This window comes from Martinezella hainanensis (assembly GCF_900094555.1).
Lineage (GTDB): Bacteria > Pseudomonadota > Alphaproteobacteria > Rhizobiales > Rhizobiaceae > Rhizobium > Rhizobium hainanense.
Window position 1 is genome coordinate 455,484 of sequence record NZ_FMAC01000002.1, and the last position, 17,689, is coordinate 473,172.

Sequence of the window (17,689 nt, forward strand, 5' to 3'; positions counted from 1 at the left end):
AAAGGATGGAAGGCGAATGGCGGTGAGCGCGGCAGTGGAACAGCAGGAAAATTCGTTCAAGGCCGGCCCATCGTCTCGCCCGTTTTCCGGTTTCGAACGGCTTGTGGCCTGGCGCTATCTGCGCTCCCGGCGCAAGGAAGCCTCTATTTCGGTCATTGCCGGCTTCTCGCTGGTCGGCATCATGCTCGGCGTTGCGGCGCTGATCATCGTCATGGCTGTGATGAACGGTTTCCGCGCCGAGCTCTTCAAGCAGATCCTCGGCTTCAATGGTCATGTCGTTGTTCAGCCGATCGATTCGCCGCTGAACGATTATGCCGATCTGGCGAAGAAATTTTCCGCAGTTCCCGGTGTCACGATGGCCTTGCCGCTTGTCGAGGGCGAAACGCTCGCCTCCGGTCGCGGCGGCTCTGGCACCGGTGCACTGGTGCGCGGCATCCGCTCGGAGGATCTGACCAAGCTCAAATCGGTTTCCGATCACATCGTCTCTGGCGACATGGTCGGTTTTGCTGCCGGGCAGGGCGTTTTGGTTGGCAGCCGGCTGGCGCGGCAATTGGGTCTGACGGTCGGCGATCAGATCACGCTCACGGCGCCGGATGGCGACGTCACGCCGTTTGGTGTCAATCCGCGCGTCAAAGCCTACACGATCTCCGGCATCTTCGAAGTCGGCATGTCGGAATATGATTCCTCCGTTGTCTTCATGCCGCTCGAGGAAGCGCAAGTCTTCTTCAATGCTGAGGGCATCGTCGAGAAGATCGAGCTCTTTATCACCAATCCCGATGATGTCGACGATCTCAGACCGAAGATCGAGGAAGCGGCCGGGCGGCAGATCTTCCTGACGGACTGGCGGCAGGTCAATGCCACGTTCTTCTCAGCTCTGCAGGTCGAGCGCAATACGATGTTCATGATCCTGACGCTGATCGTTCTTGTCGCCGCGCTGAATATTATTTCGGGCCTGATCATGCTGGTGAAGGACAAGGGTAGCGATATCGCCATCCTGCGCACCATGGGCGCGACGTCGGGCGCGATCATGCGCATCTTCTTCATGACGGGAGCGGCGATCGGCGTCGTCGGCACGCTTGCCGGCGTCATACTCGGCGTCCTGGTCTGCCTGAACATCGAGTCTATCCGCCAGTTCTTCTCCTGGATTTCGGGCACCGTGATCTTCAATCCGGAAGTCTATTTCCTTAGCAAATTGCCGGCCCAGATGAATATCGGTGAGACCATCTCCGTTATCGTGATGGCGCTCACCTTGTCCTTCCTTGCCACCATCTTTCCGGCCTGGCGTGCCTCGCGGCTCGATCCGGTGCAGGCGCTGCGCTACGAATAAGGATACCGCATTTGATGAAACGCAACGTCGTTCTCCAGCTTTCGGGCGTGGAGCGTCATTACGGGCAGGGGGAGACGCGTCTGTCGATCCTGAAGGGGGCCGATTTCACCTTGCGCAGCGGCGAGATGGTGGCGCTTGTCGCCCCGTCAGGTACGGGCAAATCGACGCTTCTGCACGTCGCCGGTCTGCTGGAACACCCCGATGGCGGCGAGGTACTCGTCAATGGCCAGGCCTGCGAAGCCTTGCCCGACGACAAGCGTACGGCTGTCCGCCGCAGCGAGATCGGCTTCGTCTACCAGTTTCATCACCTGCTGCCCGAATTTTCGGCGCTTGAGAACATCATGATGCCGCAGCTGATCTCCGGCCTTTCGCGCAAGGATGCAAGCGCGCGCGCCGCCCAGCTTCTCGACTATATGCGTATCGGTCATCGGGCCGATCACCGCCCGGCCGAACTCTCCGGCGGCGAGCAGCAGCGCGTCGCGATCGCCCGCGCCGTTGCCAACGCCCCGCTGGTGCTTTTGGCGGACGAACCCACCGGCAATCTCGATCCGGATACCGCGCATTACGTCTTCGATGCGCTGGAAGCACTGGTGCGCCAGTCGGGCCTCGCTGCCCTGATCGCCACCCACAATCACGAGCTCGCCGCCCGCATGGATCGCCGTGTTACGCTGAGTGACGGCAAGGTGGTCGAAGTCTGATCGCTCGTTCAAGCATGCCGCGCAAAAGTGCGGAGCGGTTTTCCGACAACGACATGTGCAAAATCAAAGAGCTAAAGCATAGGAAGCGAAACTGAAAGATCGCGACGAGCTTTAGGGAACGATCAGGCCGCCGCGATAATCCAGCTCATAGGCCTTGCGATCCTTCACCATGATGGCCTCATGGCCGGTGAAATGGTTGCATGACCCGGTGCTGCGGTCGATATAGCGACCGTAGGCATGTTCGAATTCGAAGCCGCCGAGAAAGCGCTTTTCATCAAGATAGAGGCGCAGCAATGCTGCCTTGATGACCATACCAGCGCGCCTCCCGTCGATCAGGTCGGGCTCGACGATATGGCCGAAATAATTCATGGCCCAGACCGGCTCGCCATCGTGCCAGACAAGCTCCTGTCCGGCAAAATCGGTCCCGCCGAAATAGCTGTCGAGATAACGCCAGCGGCCACTTGCATAGCCGATGTCGTGCGAGCCGTTGCGGCAGGATGGCAGTCTCTCGCCATCGCCGACATAGGTTTCCGCCTTAGCGGTGACAATGAAATCGTTCAGCTCGGCAAGATCCGGCATGACCCTCTCCAGTGGTGAGCTGGCAAGATGCCACCGGGTCGGTAATTTGTAAAGAACAAAAAGAGAACATTCGTGATTATTGGCCGTTTCCGCAGGCCTTCTGACCGATATCGTCCTGCCAGTCCTGGATACTGACAGTCTTGGCATCAGCCTTCAGCGTCTTGCCGTCCTTGGTCACTTTTCCGGTCAGCACATTGTAGTCACAGCTGTGGCTGTTATCCGGTTCGAGCGTATCACGGGAGTCGTAGGTGTAGCCGGCAACCACGAAACTGTTGCTGCGATAGGCAAGTGTCAACGTCTGGTGCCAGCGATCACGTCCGATGGCATCATTCTGCGAGGTGATCGCGATTGAGCCGTTTGGCAGCGCGGAGATGGATGGCTCCTGGCCGTAGACGCCGTCCGGTGCGGCTCTGCCCCATATCTTATCCGGTGCGCTTGCGACTAGCTGCAGTAAAGAATGTTCTCGGTCGCGTAGATAGATATAGATGCCGATGGAAGTGTCAGCCTCATCGCCCGGGGCGGGTGCGACCAGAAGAGCAAGGTCCGCACCGCCGTCCTTGTTCCAGTCACCGGTCGCGGCATCGACGATGCGGTTTGGTGCGATGGCGTCCTCGGCATGGACGGCGGTTGCAAGCGATAGAAGAATGAGAACGCAGCCAAGTGATTTCATCGTGATCTCCCTGTTTGCCTTTGCATAGCCTCGGCTTGCCTCGGCGTCCATCGGAGGGCTGAAAAGCCGCGCGATGAAATTTATTGATGCTTCTATTGACTCCTGAACAAAAATGGAACAAAAAAGAAACATAACGAGTAAGGAGCGCGTAGATGACCGATATTATTCGAGACGTTGCAGCATTCACTTCCATCGTCATGTTTGTTGCCAGCTTCTCCCTGATCATGATGGCGATGTAAGTTTTATCCCCCGTTTGCACATGCTGTTCCCATATTTGATGGGGGCAACTTATGGACTTTATGACCCGCAATGCCGAGAATGTCACCGATTCATGTGAGCATGCGGAAGGGTTCGAAATGGCGGATGTGGGTGGCAGCGGCGCGGCAACGCCGGTCGGCGAAATGCCGGAATTCGTGCACCTCAGGGTTCACTCCGCCTATTCTCTGCTAGAGGGCGCATTGCCGCTCAAGAAGATATTGGCCAAGGCTGCCGGCGACAGCCAGCCGGCCATCGCGATTGCCGATACCAATAATCTCTTCGTTGCGCTGGAGTTCTCGCAAAAGGCGATGGACGAAGGGTTGCAGCCGATCATCGGCTGCCAGGTGTCGATCGATATGGAAGATGGCGGCGAGGGCGAGAAGCGCGGGCCGCAGCAGGCTTTGGCAAAGCTGCCGTCCATCGTGCTGCTCGCCGCGACCGAGCAGGGCTATGAACGCCTCGTCGATCTGGTCAGCCGCGCCTATCTCGGCGGCGAAGGCAATCATGCCGTTCACATCGCAGCATCATGGCTGGACGAGATCGGCACGGAAGGCATGATCGCGTTGACAGGTTCGCTGACTGGCCCGGTCGACATGGCGTTGAAGGAGGGGCATGCGCCGCAGGCGCTCTCCCGGTTGCTGGCCCTGAAGCGCCTGTTCGGCGACAGGCTCTATATCGAATTGCAGCGCCATGGCACCTATGATCGCCGTCACGAGCAGAAGATGATCGCGATGGCTTACGAGCATGAGATTCCGCTCGTTGCAACCAACGAGGCCTTTTTCCCGACGCGCGACGATTATGATGCCCATGACGCGCTGATGGCGGTCGCCCATAACGCGATCGTTTCGGACGATACCCGCTTCCGCTTGACGCCGGATCACTATCTGAAAAGCCGCGCCGATATGGCAAAGCTCTTCGCCAATCTGCCGGAGGCACTGGAAAACACCGTCGAGATCGCCCGCCGCTGCTCCTTCATCCTGAAGACGCGCAAGCCCATCCTGCCGCGTTTCACCGGCGCCACCGACGATGCGGAGGAGGCCGAACGTGCGGAATCGGCGGAGTTGCGCGCCCAGGCGGTCGAAGGGCTCGACCAGCGTCTCGCCTCGCTCGGCATGGCGCCCGGCTATGAGGAGAAGGAATACCGCGACCGGCTGGAGTTCGAGCTCAGTGTCATCGAGCGCATGAAATTCCCCGGCTACTTCCTGATTGTTGCCGACTTCATCAAGTGGGCCAAGCGCCACGATATCCCTGTCGGCCCCGGCCGCGGTTCCGGTGCAGGCTCGCTGGTTGCCTATGCGTTGACGATCACCGACGTCGATCCGCTGCGCTTCTCGCTGCTGTTCGAGCGCTTCCTCAATCCGGAACGCGTCTCGATGCCGGACTTCGACATCGACTTCTGCCAGGATCGGCGCGAAGAGGTGATCCGCTATGTGCAGGCCAAGTATGGTCGCGAGCAGGTGGCGCAGATCATCACCTTCGGATCGCTGCAGGCGCGCGCCGCCTTGCGTGACGTTGGCCGCGTGCTGGAAATGCCCTATGGCCAGGTCGACAAGATCTGCAAGCTGGTGCCGAACAACCCCGCCAATCCGACGCCGCTCAGCAAGGCGATCGAAGAGGAGCCGCGCCTGCAGGAGGAAGCGGACAAGGAACCGGTCGTTGCCCGTCTGCTTGACATTGCCCAGAAGATCGAAGGCCTTTACCGCCACGCCTCGACGCACGCCGCCGGTATCGTCATCGGCGACCGGCCGCTGTCGAAGCTGGTGCCGATGTATCGCGATCCGCGCTCCGACATGCCGGTCACCCAGTTCAACATGAAATGGGTGGAGCAGGCCGGTCTGGTGAAGTTCGACTTCCTTGGCCTGAAGACGCTGACGGTGCTGAAGACCGCGGTCGATTTCGTCGCCAAACGCGGTATCAGCATCGATCTCGCCAGCATCCCGCTCGATGACAAACCGAGCTACGAGATGCTCTCGCGCGGCGAGACGGTTGGCGTGTTCCAGGTGGAAAGTGCGGGCATGCGCAAGGCGCTGATCGGCATGCGCCCCGACTGCATCGAGGATATCATCGCGTTGGTGGCGCTCTATCGTCCCGGTCCGATGGAGAATATCCCGGTCTATAATGCCCGCAAGCATGGCGAGGAAGAGATCGAGTCGATCCATCCGAAGATCGATTACCTCTTGAAGGAAACGCAGGGCGTTATCGTCTACCAGGAGCAGGTGATGCAGGTCGCCCAGGTGCTCTCGGGCTATTCGCTCGGCGAGGCTGATCTTCTGCGTCGCGCCATGGGTAAGAAGATCAAGGCCGAGATGGACCAGCAGCGCGAGCGCTTCGTCGATGGTGCCATCAGGAACGAGGTTTCGAAGGGGCAGGCCGACGTTATCTTCGATCTCCTGGCGAAGTTCGCGAATTACGGCTTCAACAAGTCGCACGCTGCTGCCTACGCCATCGTTTCCTATCAGACCGCCTATATGAAGGCGCATTATCCGGTGGAGTTCCTGGCGGCGTCGATGACGCTCGATATGTCCAACACCGAAAAGGTCAACGACTTCCGCCAGGACGCCAAGCGCCTGGGCATTGAGGTCATTGCGCCTTCGGTGCAGACCTCGTTCCGTCATTTCGAGACGGGCGACAACCGCATCTATTACGCGTTGGCAGCCATCAAGGGCGTCGGCGAATCCGCTGTCGACCATATCGTCGAGGTGCGCGGCGACCAGCCTTTCGTCGGTATCGAGGATTTCTGCCTGCGCATCGATCCCAAGCAGATCAACCGCCGCGTTCTGGAAAGCCTGATCTGCGCCGGCGCTTTCGATTGTTTCGAGATCGACCGCGCCCAGCTGATCGCCGGCCTGGACCGCATCATGGGCTATGCCCAGGTGGCGCAGGAAAACAAGCGTAGCGGCCAGCATGACATGTTCGGAAGCGCTGCGTCAGGGCCGGAGAAGATCGTATTCCCGTCCTTCACGCCCTGGCTTGCCTCGGAGCGGTTGCTGCGTGAGTTCCAGGTGCTCGGCTTCTATCTGACGGCGCATCCGCTCGACACCTACAAGAGCGTTCTCGACAAGATGCGCGTGCAGCCCTTCGCCGATTTCTCCGCCGCGGTGAAGCAGGGCGCCAGCAACGGTCGCCTGGCTGGCACTGTCATTTCGAAGCAGGAGCGCAAGACGCGCACCGGCAACAAGATGGGCATCTTCGTTTTTTCCGATGCCTCGGGGCAGTTCGAAGCCGTGCTCTTCTCGGAAACGCTGAACCAATATCGTGACGTTCTCGAAGTCGGCAAATCCTTCGTGATAACGGCCCAGGCGGATGAGCGCCCGGAAGGCATCAGCCTGCGCCTGCAGACCGCGCAGTCGCTGGAGGAGAAGTCGTTGCAGATGCAGAAGGCGCTGCGCGTCTATGTCCGCGATTCCGGACCGCTGAAGGCGGTTGCCGCGCATTTGAACGCCAAGGGCGATGGCCTCGTTTCCTTCATCGTCATCAAGGAGGAGGGGATGCGCGAGGTGGAGGTGGCCTTGCCGGAGAAATACCGCATCACGCCGGAAATCGCCGCCGCATTGCGCACGGCACCCGGCGTGATCGACGTGGAGCTCGTCTAGCCCTTTTTCCCGAGCGCGCCGTTGTTGGTGATGGTGATGAAATCGGTCTCGTTGCCGGTTTCCGGCCCGACGCCTGTATCGGAAATCGTCAGCGATGAGCCGGCCGTCAGCAGATCCTCGATGCGGTGGCGAACATCATCAGGGATGGTGATGCGGCTGAGCGCTTGTCCGGCTGCGTCGAGCGATTGCGATTGTTCCTCGCTGGTGATGCCGTATCGCTTCTTCGTCTGCTTGCTCAGATCTTCTTCCAGCGTCATGCCAAACCAGTCGGCCTTGCCGCTGATGCGATCGATCGCGTTGGCGGTGAAGAAATGCACGCCGAGTGCTTCTTGCGGCTCGGCAATGATGGCCGGTCCTTCGAAGAGCGGCTTGAAGTTCTGGCGAACCATGATCGCACCATTCGGCGGTTCGCCCTTGCCGGCGGTAGCATAAACAGCCTTCATCAGTGCGGGACTGACGAGGCCGCCCGTTGTCTTGATGTCATGCGCCTTTTTGAAGTCTTCGATCGCTTGCACTGTCGCCGGCCCGAGCATTCCGTCGGGCGTTCCGGTGATGAAGCCCATCCCGTTCAAAATGCCCTGGAGGTCGCGCACGTTTTCGCGCAGGCCGCGGCGGGTGATGAGAATGCTGAGCGGCGCGGGATCGGTCGGCGGCGCTAGAGTTTCCTGTGCCTTCGGTATCTGGATCGAGGTCACATCGTTCGTCGCGACCTGCAGGGATTGCCCCTGCGGCAGAAAGCTTGCGGTCATCGGGCGCAGTTCGATGCCGGAAAACAGCGCTGGCGGCGGTGCTGCCAGCGGCTGGAACAGCATCGAGTTTTCAAAAGGCTGCGGCACCAGCGGCTGATCGGCGATCACCACATGCACGCCGCGCTCGGTCATCTGGTAGAGCATCTTGGCAAAGGCTTTCGGCATACGCACGCAGCCATGGGATGCCGGATAGTTCGGCACCGAATTCGATTCATGCAGGGCTATGCCCGACCACGTCAGCCTTTGCATGAAGGGCATGGGCGCAGCCGAATAGAGATTGGACTCGTGATAAACCTTCTTTTCCAGAATGGAGAAGATGCCGCTCGGCGTCGTGTGCCCACGTTTGCCGGTCGAAACCTTCGAGGTCGCGATCACTTTGTCGCCATCATAGACCGCAAGCGATTGCTTATCCTTCGACACCACGATCTGCAGGGTGCGGGTATCTGGCGCAGCTAAGGCGGGGTGGGAAAGGGCGGTGGCCGACAATAGCGCGAGCCCAAGCAATAAAAATGGCTTCATAGACACAACCAAAACGCAATACTCGTTGCACCCAAGGTTAGACTTCGAAGTTTAAGGAAGACTTGCCGAAAGGCACCGCCTTGTTGCCGCTGCGAAAGCATGTGGCCGCTTTGCTACAGCCGAATACGCATCGCCGAAGCGGAGCGGTCAAACTCTGCTTCGGCGATGACTGAAAGCTTAAATTTTGAAAGGTCAGTGGACGCTGGAGGCTACCCAGTTGTGCCAGTCCTGCTCGCTGCCGTGGAAGGCGTTGAGGTCGATCCTGCCCTCGACGCCGTGCGATACGCCAGAGCCGGAATATTGCCAGAACAGCCATTTGCGGCCGGGATAGACCTTGGACGGATGTTGAGCCACGGCGCGCAGCCAGAAGGGATAGTTGAGCAGCTCGCCGCTCAGATTGTCGCGATAGAAATCCGGCGCGGTGTAGACGATCGGACGCTGACCGTAATGCTTTTCCAGCTTGTCCATGAAGACCTGCATCTTGGCGAGAACCTGCTCACGCGAAGGGCGCCGTTTGCAGCTCGATTCGCCGTTCCATTCCACGTCGATAACAGGCGGAAGAGCGCCGGCCTCCTTCGGGACGTTGCGGATGAACCAGTCAGCCTGCTCGCCAGCGGTCCGGCACCAATAGAAGAAATGATAGGCGCCGTGCTTCAGGCCGGCCTGCTGGGCGGCCCGCCAGTTCTGCTTGAACATGGGATCGAGATGGTCGCCGCCATCCGTCGCCTTGATATAGACGAAGTTTGCACCCTGCGTGCGCAGTGTGTCCCAATCGATTTCGCCCTGCCAGCGCGAGACGTCGACGCCATGGACGGCGAGCTTCCGCGGCGAAGTGGACGCACCGAAGTTGATCGGCTTGGCATCGCGGAAGCGATGGCTGTAGATCTGCATCGGCTGCTGCCGCAGGGCGCGGGGCATTGGGTTCGAAGGCGAGAGCATGGCAAGCGGCCGTTGTAGCGGCACGGGCGTGTCGCCGTCATCGCCCTGGTCGGAAGGCATTAGCCCCTCCGGACGCAGATTCGTCGGCATAGCGACTGCGAGAGCCTGCTGACGCTCGACGCGCGAAACCGTTTCGCCGATTTCGACCGACGGCACCGGTCTACTGGTCTTTGCGATGGAGCTGGTTAGTTCTTTCGAAGGCGGGGCGGCTTGCGCGGCTTCGCGCTCACCTCGGGCGGCGCAGCCTGAGATCGTCAGGCAGGCAAGAAGAATGGTCGATACAGCCGATAGACGCATAGGAACCCGTACGCAAAACACAATCGACGACGAATACACATCGCCCGGAACTCACAGAATCTGAGTCCTAATGGAAATTTACCAAAAAAGTTTGAATCCGAGCTTTCTCGCGCAAAAGAATCGCGCGCGTAGCGCAACTATTTGCGGTGCAGTCAAATATCTCCATCCGGTGACTTATTGTAAGGCATTGTTATTTATGGCGTTTATCGCCAAACGTATAACCGGTCTCGACCGTCTTCCTGCCGAATTTTTCTTGCAGCTTGTCCATGGCTGCTTCCGCAGCGGCACGTCGCGTCGCCTGTACGTCGATGAGATCGGGTGGATCGGCCCGCCCGGCATCGCCAAGATCGGTAACGCCGATGCCGATGAGGCGGAACTTCGTCCCATCCGTTTCAGGCTCGAGCAACCGCAGGCCGGTGCGGAAGATCCGGTCTGCAAGCTGCGTCGGGTCCTCCAGGCGGCGATTGCGCGTGCGGATCTTGAAATCCGAGGTCTTCAACTTCAGCACGACAGTCTGGCCGGCAATGCCGGTGCGCTTCAGCCGGCGGGAAACCTTCTCGGAGAGATCGCGCAGGATCGGCACGAGATCCTCATGGCGCCAGATGTCTTCGAAGAAGGTGGTTTCGGAAGACACGCTCTTCGCAGCTTCGTTGGGATGCACGGTTCGGTCGTCGATGCCGCGCGACAGGCGGAAAAGCCGTTGGCCGATCACGCCGTAACGGCGCATGAGGTCACCTTCCTCCATGGCCTGCAATTGGCCGATAGTGCGGATGCCGTCGCTTTCGAGCGTTGCGGCGAAGGCCTTGCCGACCCCCCATATCGTCGTGACCGGCCGCGGCTCAAGGAAGGAGAGCGCCTCTTCCCGGCCGATGACGGAAAAGCCGCGCGGTTTCTGCAGGTCCGAGGCCACCTTGGCGAGAAACTTGCAATAGGAAAGGCCGACAGAAATGGTGATGCCGATTTCCTGCTCCACCCGCTTGGCGAACTTGGCGAGGATGCGAGCCGGCGGATCGTGATGGAGTCGCTGCGTTCCTTCGAGCTCGAGAAAGGCCTCGTCGATCGAAAGCGGCTGCACCAGCGGCGTCAACTCCTGCATCATGCCTCGAACCTCGCGGCCGACACGGACATATTTTTCCATGTTCGGGTGGATGACGACGGCCTGCGGGCAGGCTTCCAGCGCCTTGAACATCGGCATTGCGGACCGCACCCCGTGGATGCGGGCGATATAACAGGCGGTGGAGACGACGCCGCGCTTGCCGCCGCCGACAATGACGGGCTTGTCGGCCAGTTCCGGATTGTCGCGTTTTTCGATGGACGCATAGAAGGCATCGCAATCGATATGCGCCAACGTCAGCGCATAGAGCTCCCGGTGATAGACAAGGCGAGGGCTGCCGCAGCTGCGACAGCGCGCGCGCGTGGCTGATTGTTCGCTCAAGCAATCGCGACAGAAGCCGGAGATCTTGTCGGGCGCAGGGGTCATCGAACGAGAACAAAAATTGAACATCGTCACTTTATGTTCTAAGCTCGCGAGTCTCAAGCTGGAAAACTGCCGGGGAGGCGGGAGTGCAGAATTTAATTGTGCAGCCATTGACGCCGGATCGATGGGCCGATTTCGAGACGTTGTTTGGGCCAAGCGGCGCCTGCTATGGTTGTTGGTGCACCTATTTCCGCGTCCCGACATCGCAGCGCAAGACGATGGACGCAGCAGCAAAGAAGCAATTTATCGAGAAACGCATCTCGGCAGGGCCGCCGCCCGGCCTTCTCGGCTACATGGACGGCCAGCCGATTGCATGGGTGCAGGTTGGTCCGCGAACAGAGCTGCCACAATGGAATTCGCCGAAGACCGTATCGCGTCCGCTCGATCCCGCCGATGCGGAAGATAGCTCGGTTTGGGCCGTGAGTTGCTTCTTCATGAATTCGAAGGATCGCGGCAAGGGGCACAGCCACCGCATGTTGTCGGAGGCCGTGAATTTCGCCCGCGCCTCCGGGGCGCGGCTGCTGGAAGGCTGTCCGATCGAGCGGACGAAACAGTCGAAATCCGTCGGCCTCTATGTCGGCTCGCAACGCATATTCGAGGCGGCCGGATTTTCAGAGGTGGCGAGGCGCAAGGATGGTCGGCCCTTGATGCGCCTCGTCTTCTGAAATTGGCCCGAGACTTAGCGCGCGATATGGGCCTGGATCAGCGGCGCTGCCTGGCTCCATTCGTTGGCTTCCGGGATACCCGCCGGCGCGGCCGGCGCCATGCGGTGAACGATGGAATCCGGTTTCAGATTGATGAGGAGGCATTCCGGAACATGCTCGCTGACCGAATGCAGATTATGGGCCATGTCGTCGACGAAGGCGACCGGCATCATGCGCTGGCGATGCAGCGAGCGCACGATCGGTCCCTTTGGCTGCAGCGAAGCGAGCAGAGGGTAGGCAAGCTCGAGCCTATCGAGAAGGCGGCGTCGCTGCTCCCAGAACTGCGGCGGCATCGCCGTGAGAAAAACGATGTCGGCGTCTTTCGAGAATTCGTCGAGTGTGTCGACGACGCGATCGAAAGGCGTTTGCCACTGTTCCTGCGCTTCGAAGAAGGCTTCGATCAGCCGATGAACATCCTTTTCTTCCAGCGCAGAGCCATTGGCCTTGGAGACGATATTGCCCGTCAGCCGGAAGGATCGCGGCAGGAATTCATAGCCTTCGGCGTCGATAAAGGTCAGGAAAGGCGCAAAGAAATGCAAGACGACGTCGTCGACATCGCAGACGATCAGCGGCCGCTCCTGCAGCCGGATATGCGATACGTCGAATTCGAGCGGGGCATCCATGGTCAGTATTCTCCGGAGGCAAGGCCGGGCGGCGAAAAATGCGCCGACGCGGCGGCGACGACCTCCGGCGGAATGCCGCTTGCCTCGCAGAAGGCCAGCAATGTCGGTTCGTGGTTCATGAGAAAGTCGAGCATGCCGGCGAGAAAGGCAGGCTCGTTGATGGCGTTGCGCACCTGCACCGGTTCTACGCCGGTCAGCGCCAGGAAGCGGCCGAACATATCCGGTTCGTTGGCCAGCCAGCCGAGTACGGCGATCGCAGTCTCTTGCGGGTCGGCCGCATTCTTCTTCGGGTTCTTGAAGTTACTTTGCATTTTGAAGGGTGAGTTACCTATTTTTCAACCAAATGCCGGTAGTTTGCGATTCAAGTATTTCTGGAATCGGTTCCTCGCGACCCTATATTTCGAGAGAATGGATGCAATACCGGATGCAGGGACAGCTTTCCATGCCTAAGCAGGTAATGATTGTAGAAGACAATGAGCTGAATATGAAGCTCTTTCGCGATCTGATCGAAGCTTCCGGCTACACGACGATCCAGACCCGTAACGGCATGGAGGCGCTCGACCTCGCGCGCAAGCATCGCCCCGATCTGATCCTCATGGACATCCAGCTGCCGGAGGTTTCCGGTCTGGAAGTCACCAAATGGCTGAAGGAAGACGACGATTTGCACGTCATTCCCGTGATCGCAGTCACGGCCTTTGCCATGAAGGGTGACGAGGAGCGCATTCGCCAGGGCGGTTGCGAGGCCTATGTCTCGAAGCCGATTTCAGTGCCGAAATTCATTGAGACCATAAAGACCTATCTGGGCGACGCCTGATGATGGGGAAGAGCTGATGACCGCACGCATCCTGGTAGTCGACGATATTCCGGCCAATGTGAAGCTTCTGGAGGCGCGGCTGCTTGCCGAATATTTCGAAGTCCTGACGGCTGAAGACGGCTTGAAGGCGCTCGCCATTTGCGCGAGCACGCAAGTCGATCTCATTCTCCTCGATATTATGATGCCCGGCATGGATGGTTTCGAGGTGTGCGAGCGGCTGAAGTCCGATCCCCGCACCACGCATATCCCTGTCGTCATGGTCACGGCGCTCGATCAGCCCGCCGACCGTGTGCGCGGCCTGAAGGCCGGTGCCGACGATTTCCTGACCAAGCCCGTCAACGACCTGCAGCTCATTTCGCGCGTCAAGAGCCTGCTTCGCCTCAAGACTTTGAGCGACGAGCTGCATATGCGCAACGAAACCGCGCGCAATTTCGGTATCGATGATCTGATTCGGGCTGGCGATGGCCGCGCCGAGGAAGCCGGCCAGGTGTTGTTGGTCGATGGCCGCGCCAATTCGCAGGAACGTATTATCCGTACGCTCAAGCCGATTGCTCAGGTCATCGCGATGTCCGATCCGCAGGCCGCTCTGTTCGAGGCCGCCGAACGGCCGTTCGAACTGGTCATCGTCAATTCGAATTTTGACGATTACGACCCACTGCGGCTCTGCTCGCAGCTTCGTTCGCTGGAGCGCACGCGTTTTCTGCCCGTGCTGCTGGTGACGGAGCAGGGGGCAGACGACATGATCGTTCGCGCGCTGGATCTTGGCGTCAACGACTATATCGTCCGGCCGATCGATCCGAACGAGCTCGTTGCTCGCTGCCTCACGCAGATACGCCGCAAACGCTACAACGATCGCCTGCGCGCCAGCGTGCAGCAGACCATCGAGCTTGCCGTCACCGATGCGCTGACAGGCCTGCATAACAGGCGCTACCTCGACAATCACCTCAAGGTGCTGTTCGATCGCTCTCTGGCGCGGGGCCGACCACTCTCGATCCTGATTACCGATATAGATCGCTTCAAGACCGTCAATGACACCCATGGCCATGATGCCGGCGATGAAGTTCTCAAGGAATTTGCCGCAAGGATCCGCTCCACGGTACGCGGCGCTGATCTCGCATGCCGTTATGGGGGCGAGGAGTTCGTTGTGGTCATGCCGGATACGCCTGCTGATACGGCCGCCGCGGTCGCCGAACGCCTACGCGCTGTGGTAGAAAATATGCCCGTGAAATTGCGCGAGAACGGTGTTGCGCTTAACATCACCGCATCCTTCGGGATCTCGTGCCGTTTGGAGACAATCGAGACGCCGGAGCAGTTGATGAAGCAGGCGGATCTTGCGCTCTACGAGGCCAAAAGAGCAGGACGTAACAGGGTTGTAGCTTCAGCGGCCTAGGGGTGAACGGCCAAGGAATGCGACTACCCGTGAATATTGAGGGTATTTTTCAGGTTTTGAACAACAATTCAAAATTTTTTGTTCTTTATCCTGCGGGCATAACCACATAAACCCATTTTGAAGAAACGCTGCATACTTATACTTTTGAATTTGGTGGATGCCTTCGCTTTTTGAGTGCTTTTGAAATATTCTTGTTGTGTTTGCATATAGTTTTGTTTTGTTGACGGTTTGATGATGTGGTGTCGGTTGGAAGGTGATGGATTAACTGAGTGTAATTTGTATATTAAAATGCTCTTTAATATCTGTATTCGATCTTTTCTACCAAGGGAGGCGTTATCACTTTATTCTTGATGGTTTCTTGAGCCTATTTCACTAAGACTATCGGACATTCCTTTCCACCAAAGTCATGAATTTTAACCATCCGAGCAGACAAGTATTTTTTATCATTAAGAATTTGTTGATTTTCTTTCGATTTCGCGCGAATTTAGTCCCGGACATGGACAACCCGCAAGGGTTTCGAGATACCCCATGATGCTCAGGTCCGCCGCATCTCCTGGGTCGTGGGGTCGGTCGGCTGGCAGGCAGAAAATAACGGTTCCTCGTGCCGTTTTGCAGGCTAGCCGGCCCCCAATTTAAAACGCCGCTCTTCGTTCATCGAAGGCGGCGTTTTTCTTTTTTGCCGAAATGATCAGGCCATTGCTCAACTCGGGCATTTTCCAATTGATGTTGCAAAATCGGACGCCGGTCGAGACGACGCCGACAAAACCAAAAAAGGCGCCAACCCGAGGGTTAAGCGCCTTTTTGTAACCTGAGGTTTAGGAAACTTACTTGATCTTCGTTTCCTTGAACTCGACGTGCTTCTTAGCAATCGGGTCGTACTTCGTCTTCGTCATCTTGTCCGTCATCGTACGGCTGTTCTTCGTCGTGACGTAGAAGAAACCGGTGTCGGCCGTCGACAGCAGCTTGATCTTGATGGTGGTAGCCTTGGCCATGGTCGTCCTGCCTTTAATAAAAATGAACGCCGTGGACGGCCAGTGCGGAGGTCCACGGCGAATTCTGGCGCGAAAATACAAATCGCGCCCGAAAAGTCAACCTCTGTTGCCCATGAAAAGCAGCCGTATCCCCGAAAGGAAGACATAAAGGCCGAAGAAAAAGGCCACAGCCCAGGCAAAACCGCTGGGATTGGCGAGATCCATGGCGGTGCCGATCGTGGGCGGGCCAAGAACCATGCCGACGGCGTAACAGAAAACGAAGGCTGCGTTCGCGGCCACAAGATCGACGCCGGTCAGCCGCGTGCCGAGATGGCTCAGGCCGACCGTATACATGCCGGAAACGCAGCCGCCCCAGAAGAGCAGGATGATGGCGAGAATGATCCAGTTCGATGACAGCGATGGCAGCAGCAGCGCTCCAACAAACCCGATAGTGGCCATGATCGACAGCAGCGGCCGCTTGTCGCGCATGCGATCTGCAAGCAGCCCGAGCGGAATCTGGAAGACGAAATTGCCCACACCCATGACGGTCAGCAGCAGCGCTGCCTGCGATTCGTTGAAGCCGAGCCGCGTCGCGTAGCTCGTGAAGAGCGATCCGCCGCCGACCGTCACCGCGCCGAAGACGAAGACGGCAGCCGTCGCCGTCGGCACCAGGAAGATGTAGCGCACGAAATGCAGTTCCGGCTTCTCGTCGACGATCGGGCTCTCGTTGCGGGCGATGAAGATCGGAATGGCGGCTGCCAGGATGATGCAGGCGCCGATGATGAAGGGCATCAGGCCCTCGCTACCGACGACGGAAAAGAGCAGGGGGCCGGCCGCAAAGCCGAGGGAGAAAACTGTGGAATAAAGGCCGAGCACGAAGCCGCGCTTGGAAGGCGGCGAGGCGGCATTGATCCAGAATTCCGACAGGATAAAAAGGGTCGTGGTCGCACCATGGAACACGATGCGCAGCGGAAACCACAACAGCAGGTTTTCGGCATAGTAGAAGCCGAGCGAGCTCAGTGCCGACAGGAAGACGGCCCAGATCATCGTTTGTACCACGCCGAAGCGATGAGCGAGCTTCGTGGTGATGACAGCCGCCAGCATCGAGGCGACGCCCATCATCGCGGTATTCAGCCCGATCAGGCTCGAGGGAACGCCGCGTTTTTCGAGAATGATGCTCAGAAGCGGCAGGCCCAGCCCGATGGCGATGCCGACGGCAGACACGGAGGCAATGGCTGCGACGAGCGAAGGCCAGTGAATTTCTTCGACATGGCCGGCCTTGTCGTTCGTCGGTTCAAGCATAAACAAATCCCTGGGGCATGAGGCGGGCGAATCGATCCGAATGCGGAACACAGGAAGGCACGGCTCGGCCAAATTCAGGTGACGGGTCGGCTTTCATGTGATCGGTCACACCCTCCGGAATAGTCCCTATGACGCGCGGCATGTTCAGACAAGAAATGCTGCTCATGTCAAGCGGTTGCCGGTAAAGCAATTCGCCCGAAGCACGAATAAGCAACAAAACCTCTGCAGTTTCCGATATAGAAGCGCAATGCTTGGAAACAATCTCTGCCGTCGATAGAGACCGGCGGCATGAAGCGGACAGCATGGTCACGACTTGCCGTTTCCTTGATCCCATTCCTCCGGGCTGTCGTCATGACCGCCGAAGCCATGCATGCGGAGCGCCCATTGCAGGCCGATGACGCCGCCCTTGATCGGCTGGATGATGGCAAGCGCCGCGATAATGGTGATGGGTGCCCAGATAGCAAGATGCGCCCAGAGCGGCAGCTTGAAGGTCATGTCCGTCAGCATGTAGCCGCCGACGATGAGGTGGCCGAGAACGAGGATCACCAGATAGGGCGGCAGGTCGTCGGCGCGTTGATGGGAGATATCTTCGCCGCAGACCGCACAATGGTCGACAGGTTTCAGGAAGGCTCGAAAGAGCTTGCCGGTGCCGCAGCGCGGGCAGCGGTTCAGCATGCCGCGAGTGATCGACTGTCCGAGAGGGCGTTCGTTTTCGTCTGAACCGCCGAAACGGATGGGGGAGTCGGATGGGCTGCCCGTCATGAATACGCTTCCTCCGT

17 protein-coding genes are annotated in these 17,689 nt (G+C 58.8%); 6 read left to right on the plus strand and 11 right to left on the minus strand.

From position 1 onward, the window contains the following. The first annotated feature begins 16 nt into the window (after window positions 1-16). Together GA0061100_RS08570 and GA0061100_RS08575 are read left to right on the plus strand one after the other, a co-directional pair. Window positions 17-1,327, plus strand: a complete 1,311-nt coding sequence (locus tag GA0061100_RS08570; RefSeq protein WP_075852296.1) for a lipoprotein-releasing ABC transporter permease subunit — start codon at window positions 17-19, stop codon at window positions 1,325-1,327. A gap of 14 nt (window positions 1,328-1,341) precedes the next feature. Beyond that, window positions 1,342-2,025: an ABC transporter ATP-binding protein gene (locus GA0061100_RS08575; RefSeq protein WP_075852297.1), complete on the plus strand. Its 684-nt coding sequence runs from the start codon at window positions 1,342-1,344 to the stop codon at window positions 2,023-2,025. Between the two features lie 111 nt (window positions 2,026-2,136). On the opposite strand, the gene GA0061100_RS08580 is transcribed toward GA0061100_RS08575, so the two are convergent. Beyond that, window positions 2,137-2,604: a DUF5680 domain-containing protein gene (locus GA0061100_RS08580; RefSeq protein WP_075852298.1), complete on the minus strand. Its 468-nt coding sequence runs from the start codon at window positions 2,602-2,604 to the stop codon at window positions 2,137-2,139. A 76-nt stretch (window positions 2,605-2,680) separates the two neighbouring features. Then, window positions 2,681-3,274 (minus strand): hypothetical protein, encoded by a 594-nt coding sequence (locus GA0061100_RS08585; RefSeq protein WP_075852635.1) that lies wholly within the window; start codon window positions 3,272-3,274, stop codon window positions 2,681-2,683. Window positions 3,275-3,630: 356 nt separating this feature from the next. Between GA0061100_RS08585 and dnaE the strand changes: the two genes are divergently transcribed. After that, a complete protein-coding gene (gene dnaE / locus GA0061100_RS08590) occupies window positions 3,631-7,125 on the plus strand; it encodes a DNA polymerase III subunit alpha (protein ID WP_075852636.1) in 3,495 nt (1,164 codons plus the stop codon). Here the strand turns inward: dnaE and GA0061100_RS08595 are convergent. From GA0061100_RS08595 to GA0061100_RS08605, 3 genes are all read right to left on the minus strand, one after another. Continuing rightward, on the minus strand, window positions 7,122-8,393 hold the full coding sequence (locus GA0061100_RS08595; protein ID WP_075852299.1) for a L,D-transpeptidase family protein: 1,272 nt from the start codon (window positions 8,391-8,393) through the stop codon (window positions 7,122-7,124). The two genes, dnaE and GA0061100_RS08595, sit on opposite strands and share 4 nt — an antisense overlap. A 192-nt stretch (window positions 8,394-8,585) precedes the next feature. Then, a complete protein-coding gene (locus GA0061100_RS08600) occupies window positions 8,586-9,629 on the minus strand; it encodes a glycoside hydrolase family 25 protein (protein ID WP_075852300.1) in 1,044 nt (347 codons plus the stop codon). Window positions 9,630-9,819: 190 nt separating this feature from the next. Next, window positions 9,820-11,109: a DNA polymerase IV gene (locus GA0061100_RS08605; protein ID WP_075852637.1), complete on the minus strand. Its 1,290-nt coding sequence runs from the start codon at window positions 11,107-11,109 to the stop codon at window positions 9,820-9,822. Between the two features lie 83 nt (window positions 11,110-11,192). On the opposite strand from GA0061100_RS08605, the gene GA0061100_RS08610 reads away from it, so the two are divergent. After that, entirely contained in the window at window positions 11,193-11,771 is a 579-nt protein-coding gene (locus GA0061100_RS08610) for a GNAT family N-acetyltransferase (protein ID WP_075852301.1), read from the plus strand. A gap of 14 nt (window positions 11,772-11,785) precedes the next feature. On the opposite strand, the gene GA0061100_RS08615 is transcribed toward GA0061100_RS08610, so the two are convergent. Then, complete coding sequence (locus GA0061100_RS08615) at window positions 11,786-12,433, minus strand: hypothetical protein (RefSeq protein WP_075852302.1); 648 nt, start codon at window positions 12,431-12,433, stop codon at window positions 11,786-11,788. A gap of 2 nt (window positions 12,434-12,435) precedes the next feature. Further along, window positions 12,436-12,744: a DUF3572 domain-containing protein gene (locus GA0061100_RS08620; RefSeq protein ID WP_075852303.1), complete on the minus strand. Its 309-nt coding sequence runs from the start codon at window positions 12,742-12,744 to the stop codon at window positions 12,436-12,438. Between the two features lie 131 nt (window positions 12,745-12,875). Here GA0061100_RS08620 and GA0061100_RS08625 point away from each other — a divergent pair, with 131 nt between their 5' ends. Then, window positions 12,876-13,247 carry a response regulator gene (locus GA0061100_RS08625; protein ID WP_028754034.1) on the plus strand — a complete coding sequence of 124 codons (372 nt, stop codon included), beginning with the start codon at window positions 12,876-12,878 and terminating at the stop codon, window positions 13,245-13,247. A gap of 16 nt (window positions 13,248-13,263) precedes the next feature. After that, a complete protein-coding gene (locus tag GA0061100_RS08630) occupies window positions 13,264-14,637 on the plus strand; it encodes a PleD family two-component system response regulator (protein WP_075852304.1) in 1,374 nt (457 codons plus the stop codon). A gap of 824 nt (window positions 14,638-15,461) precedes the next feature. Here GA0061100_RS08630 and rpmG read toward each other — a convergent pair. From rpmG to GA0061100_RS08645, 4 genes are all read right to left on the minus strand, one after another. Continuing rightward, complete coding sequence (gene rpmG, locus GA0061100_RS08635) at window positions 15,462-15,629, minus strand: 50S ribosomal protein L33 (protein ID WP_003587245.1); 168 nt, start codon at window positions 15,627-15,629, stop codon at window positions 15,462-15,464. A 96-nt stretch (window positions 15,630-15,725) separates the two neighbouring features. Continuing rightward, window positions 15,726-16,910, minus strand: coding sequence for an MFS transporter (locus tag GA0061100_RS08640; RefSeq protein ID WP_075852305.1), 1,185 nt, complete (start codon window positions 16,908-16,910; stop codon window positions 15,726-15,728). Then, window positions 16,903-17,220 carry a hypothetical protein gene (locus tag GA0061100_RS34300; RefSeq protein ID WP_143525393.1) on the minus strand — a complete coding sequence of 106 codons (318 nt, stop codon included), beginning with the start codon at window positions 17,218-17,220 and terminating at the stop codon, window positions 16,903-16,905. The genes GA0061100_RS08640 and GA0061100_RS34300 overlap by 8 nt, the downstream gene beginning before the upstream one ends. Further along, window positions 17,217-17,672, minus strand: coding sequence for a DUF983 domain-containing protein (locus GA0061100_RS08645; protein WP_075852306.1), 456 nt, complete (start codon window positions 17,670-17,672; stop codon window positions 17,217-17,219). The genes GA0061100_RS34300 and GA0061100_RS08645 overlap by 4 nt, the downstream gene beginning before the upstream one ends. Window positions 17,673-17,689 lie beyond the last annotated feature (17 nt).

Bases quoted from the DNA above. Each gene is read 5' to 3' on its own strand.
- GA0061100_RS08615 (WP_075852302.1), bottom strand. From the start codon at position 12,433: ATGGATGCCCCGCTCGAATTCGACGTATCGCATATCCGGCTGCAGGAG.
- GA0061100_RS08640 (WP_075852305.1), bottom strand. From the start codon at position 16,910: ATGCTTGAACCGACGAACGACAAGGCCGGCCATGTCGAAGAAATTCAC.
- GA0061100_RS08570 (WP_075852296.1), top strand. From the start codon at position 17: ATGGCGGTGAGCGCGGCAGTGGAACAGCAGGAAAATTCGTTCAAGGCC.
- GA0061100_RS08585 (WP_075852635.1), bottom strand. From the start codon at position 3,274: ATGAAATCACTTGGCTGCGTTCTCATTCTTCTATCGCTTGCAACCGCC.
- GA0061100_RS08620 (WP_075852303.1), bottom strand. From the start codon at position 12,744: ATGCAAAGTAACTTCAAGAACCCGAAGAAGAATGCGGCCGACCCGCAA.
- GA0061100_RS08645 (WP_075852306.1), bottom strand. From the start codon at position 17,672: ATGACGGGCAGCCCATCCGACTCCCCCATCCGTTTCGGCGGTTCAGAC.
- GA0061100_RS08630 (WP_075852304.1), top strand. From the start codon at position 13,264: ATGACCGCACGCATCCTGGTAGTCGACGATATTCCGGCCAATGTGAAG.
- GA0061100_RS08625 (WP_028754034.1), top strand. From the start codon at position 12,876: ATGCCTAAGCAGGTAATGATTGTAGAAGACAATGAGCTGAATATGAAG.
- dnaE (WP_075852636.1), top strand. From the start codon at position 3,631: ATGGCGGATGTGGGTGGCAGCGGCGCGGCAACGCCGGTCGGCGAAATG.
- GA0061100_RS08600 (WP_075852300.1), bottom strand. From the start codon at position 9,629: ATGCGTCTATCGGCTGTATCGACCATTCTTCTTGCCTGCCTGACGATC.
- GA0061100_RS08605 (WP_075852637.1), bottom strand. From the start codon at position 11,109: ATGACCCCTGCGCCCGACAAGATCTCCGGCTTCTGTCGCGATTGCTTG.
- rpmG (WP_003587245.1), bottom strand. From the start codon at position 15,629: ATGGCCAAGGCTACCACCATCAAGATCAAGCTGCTGTCGACGGCCGAC.
- GA0061100_RS08595 (WP_075852299.1), bottom strand. From the start codon at position 8,393: ATGAAGCCATTTTTATTGCTTGGGCTCGCGCTATTGTCGGCCACCGCC.
- GA0061100_RS08575 (WP_075852297.1), top strand. From the start codon at position 1,342: ATGAAACGCAACGTCGTTCTCCAGCTTTCGGGCGTGGAGCGTCATTAC.
- GA0061100_RS08580 (WP_075852298.1), bottom strand. From the start codon at position 2,604: ATGCCGGATCTTGCCGAGCTGAACGATTTCATTGTCACCGCTAAGGCG.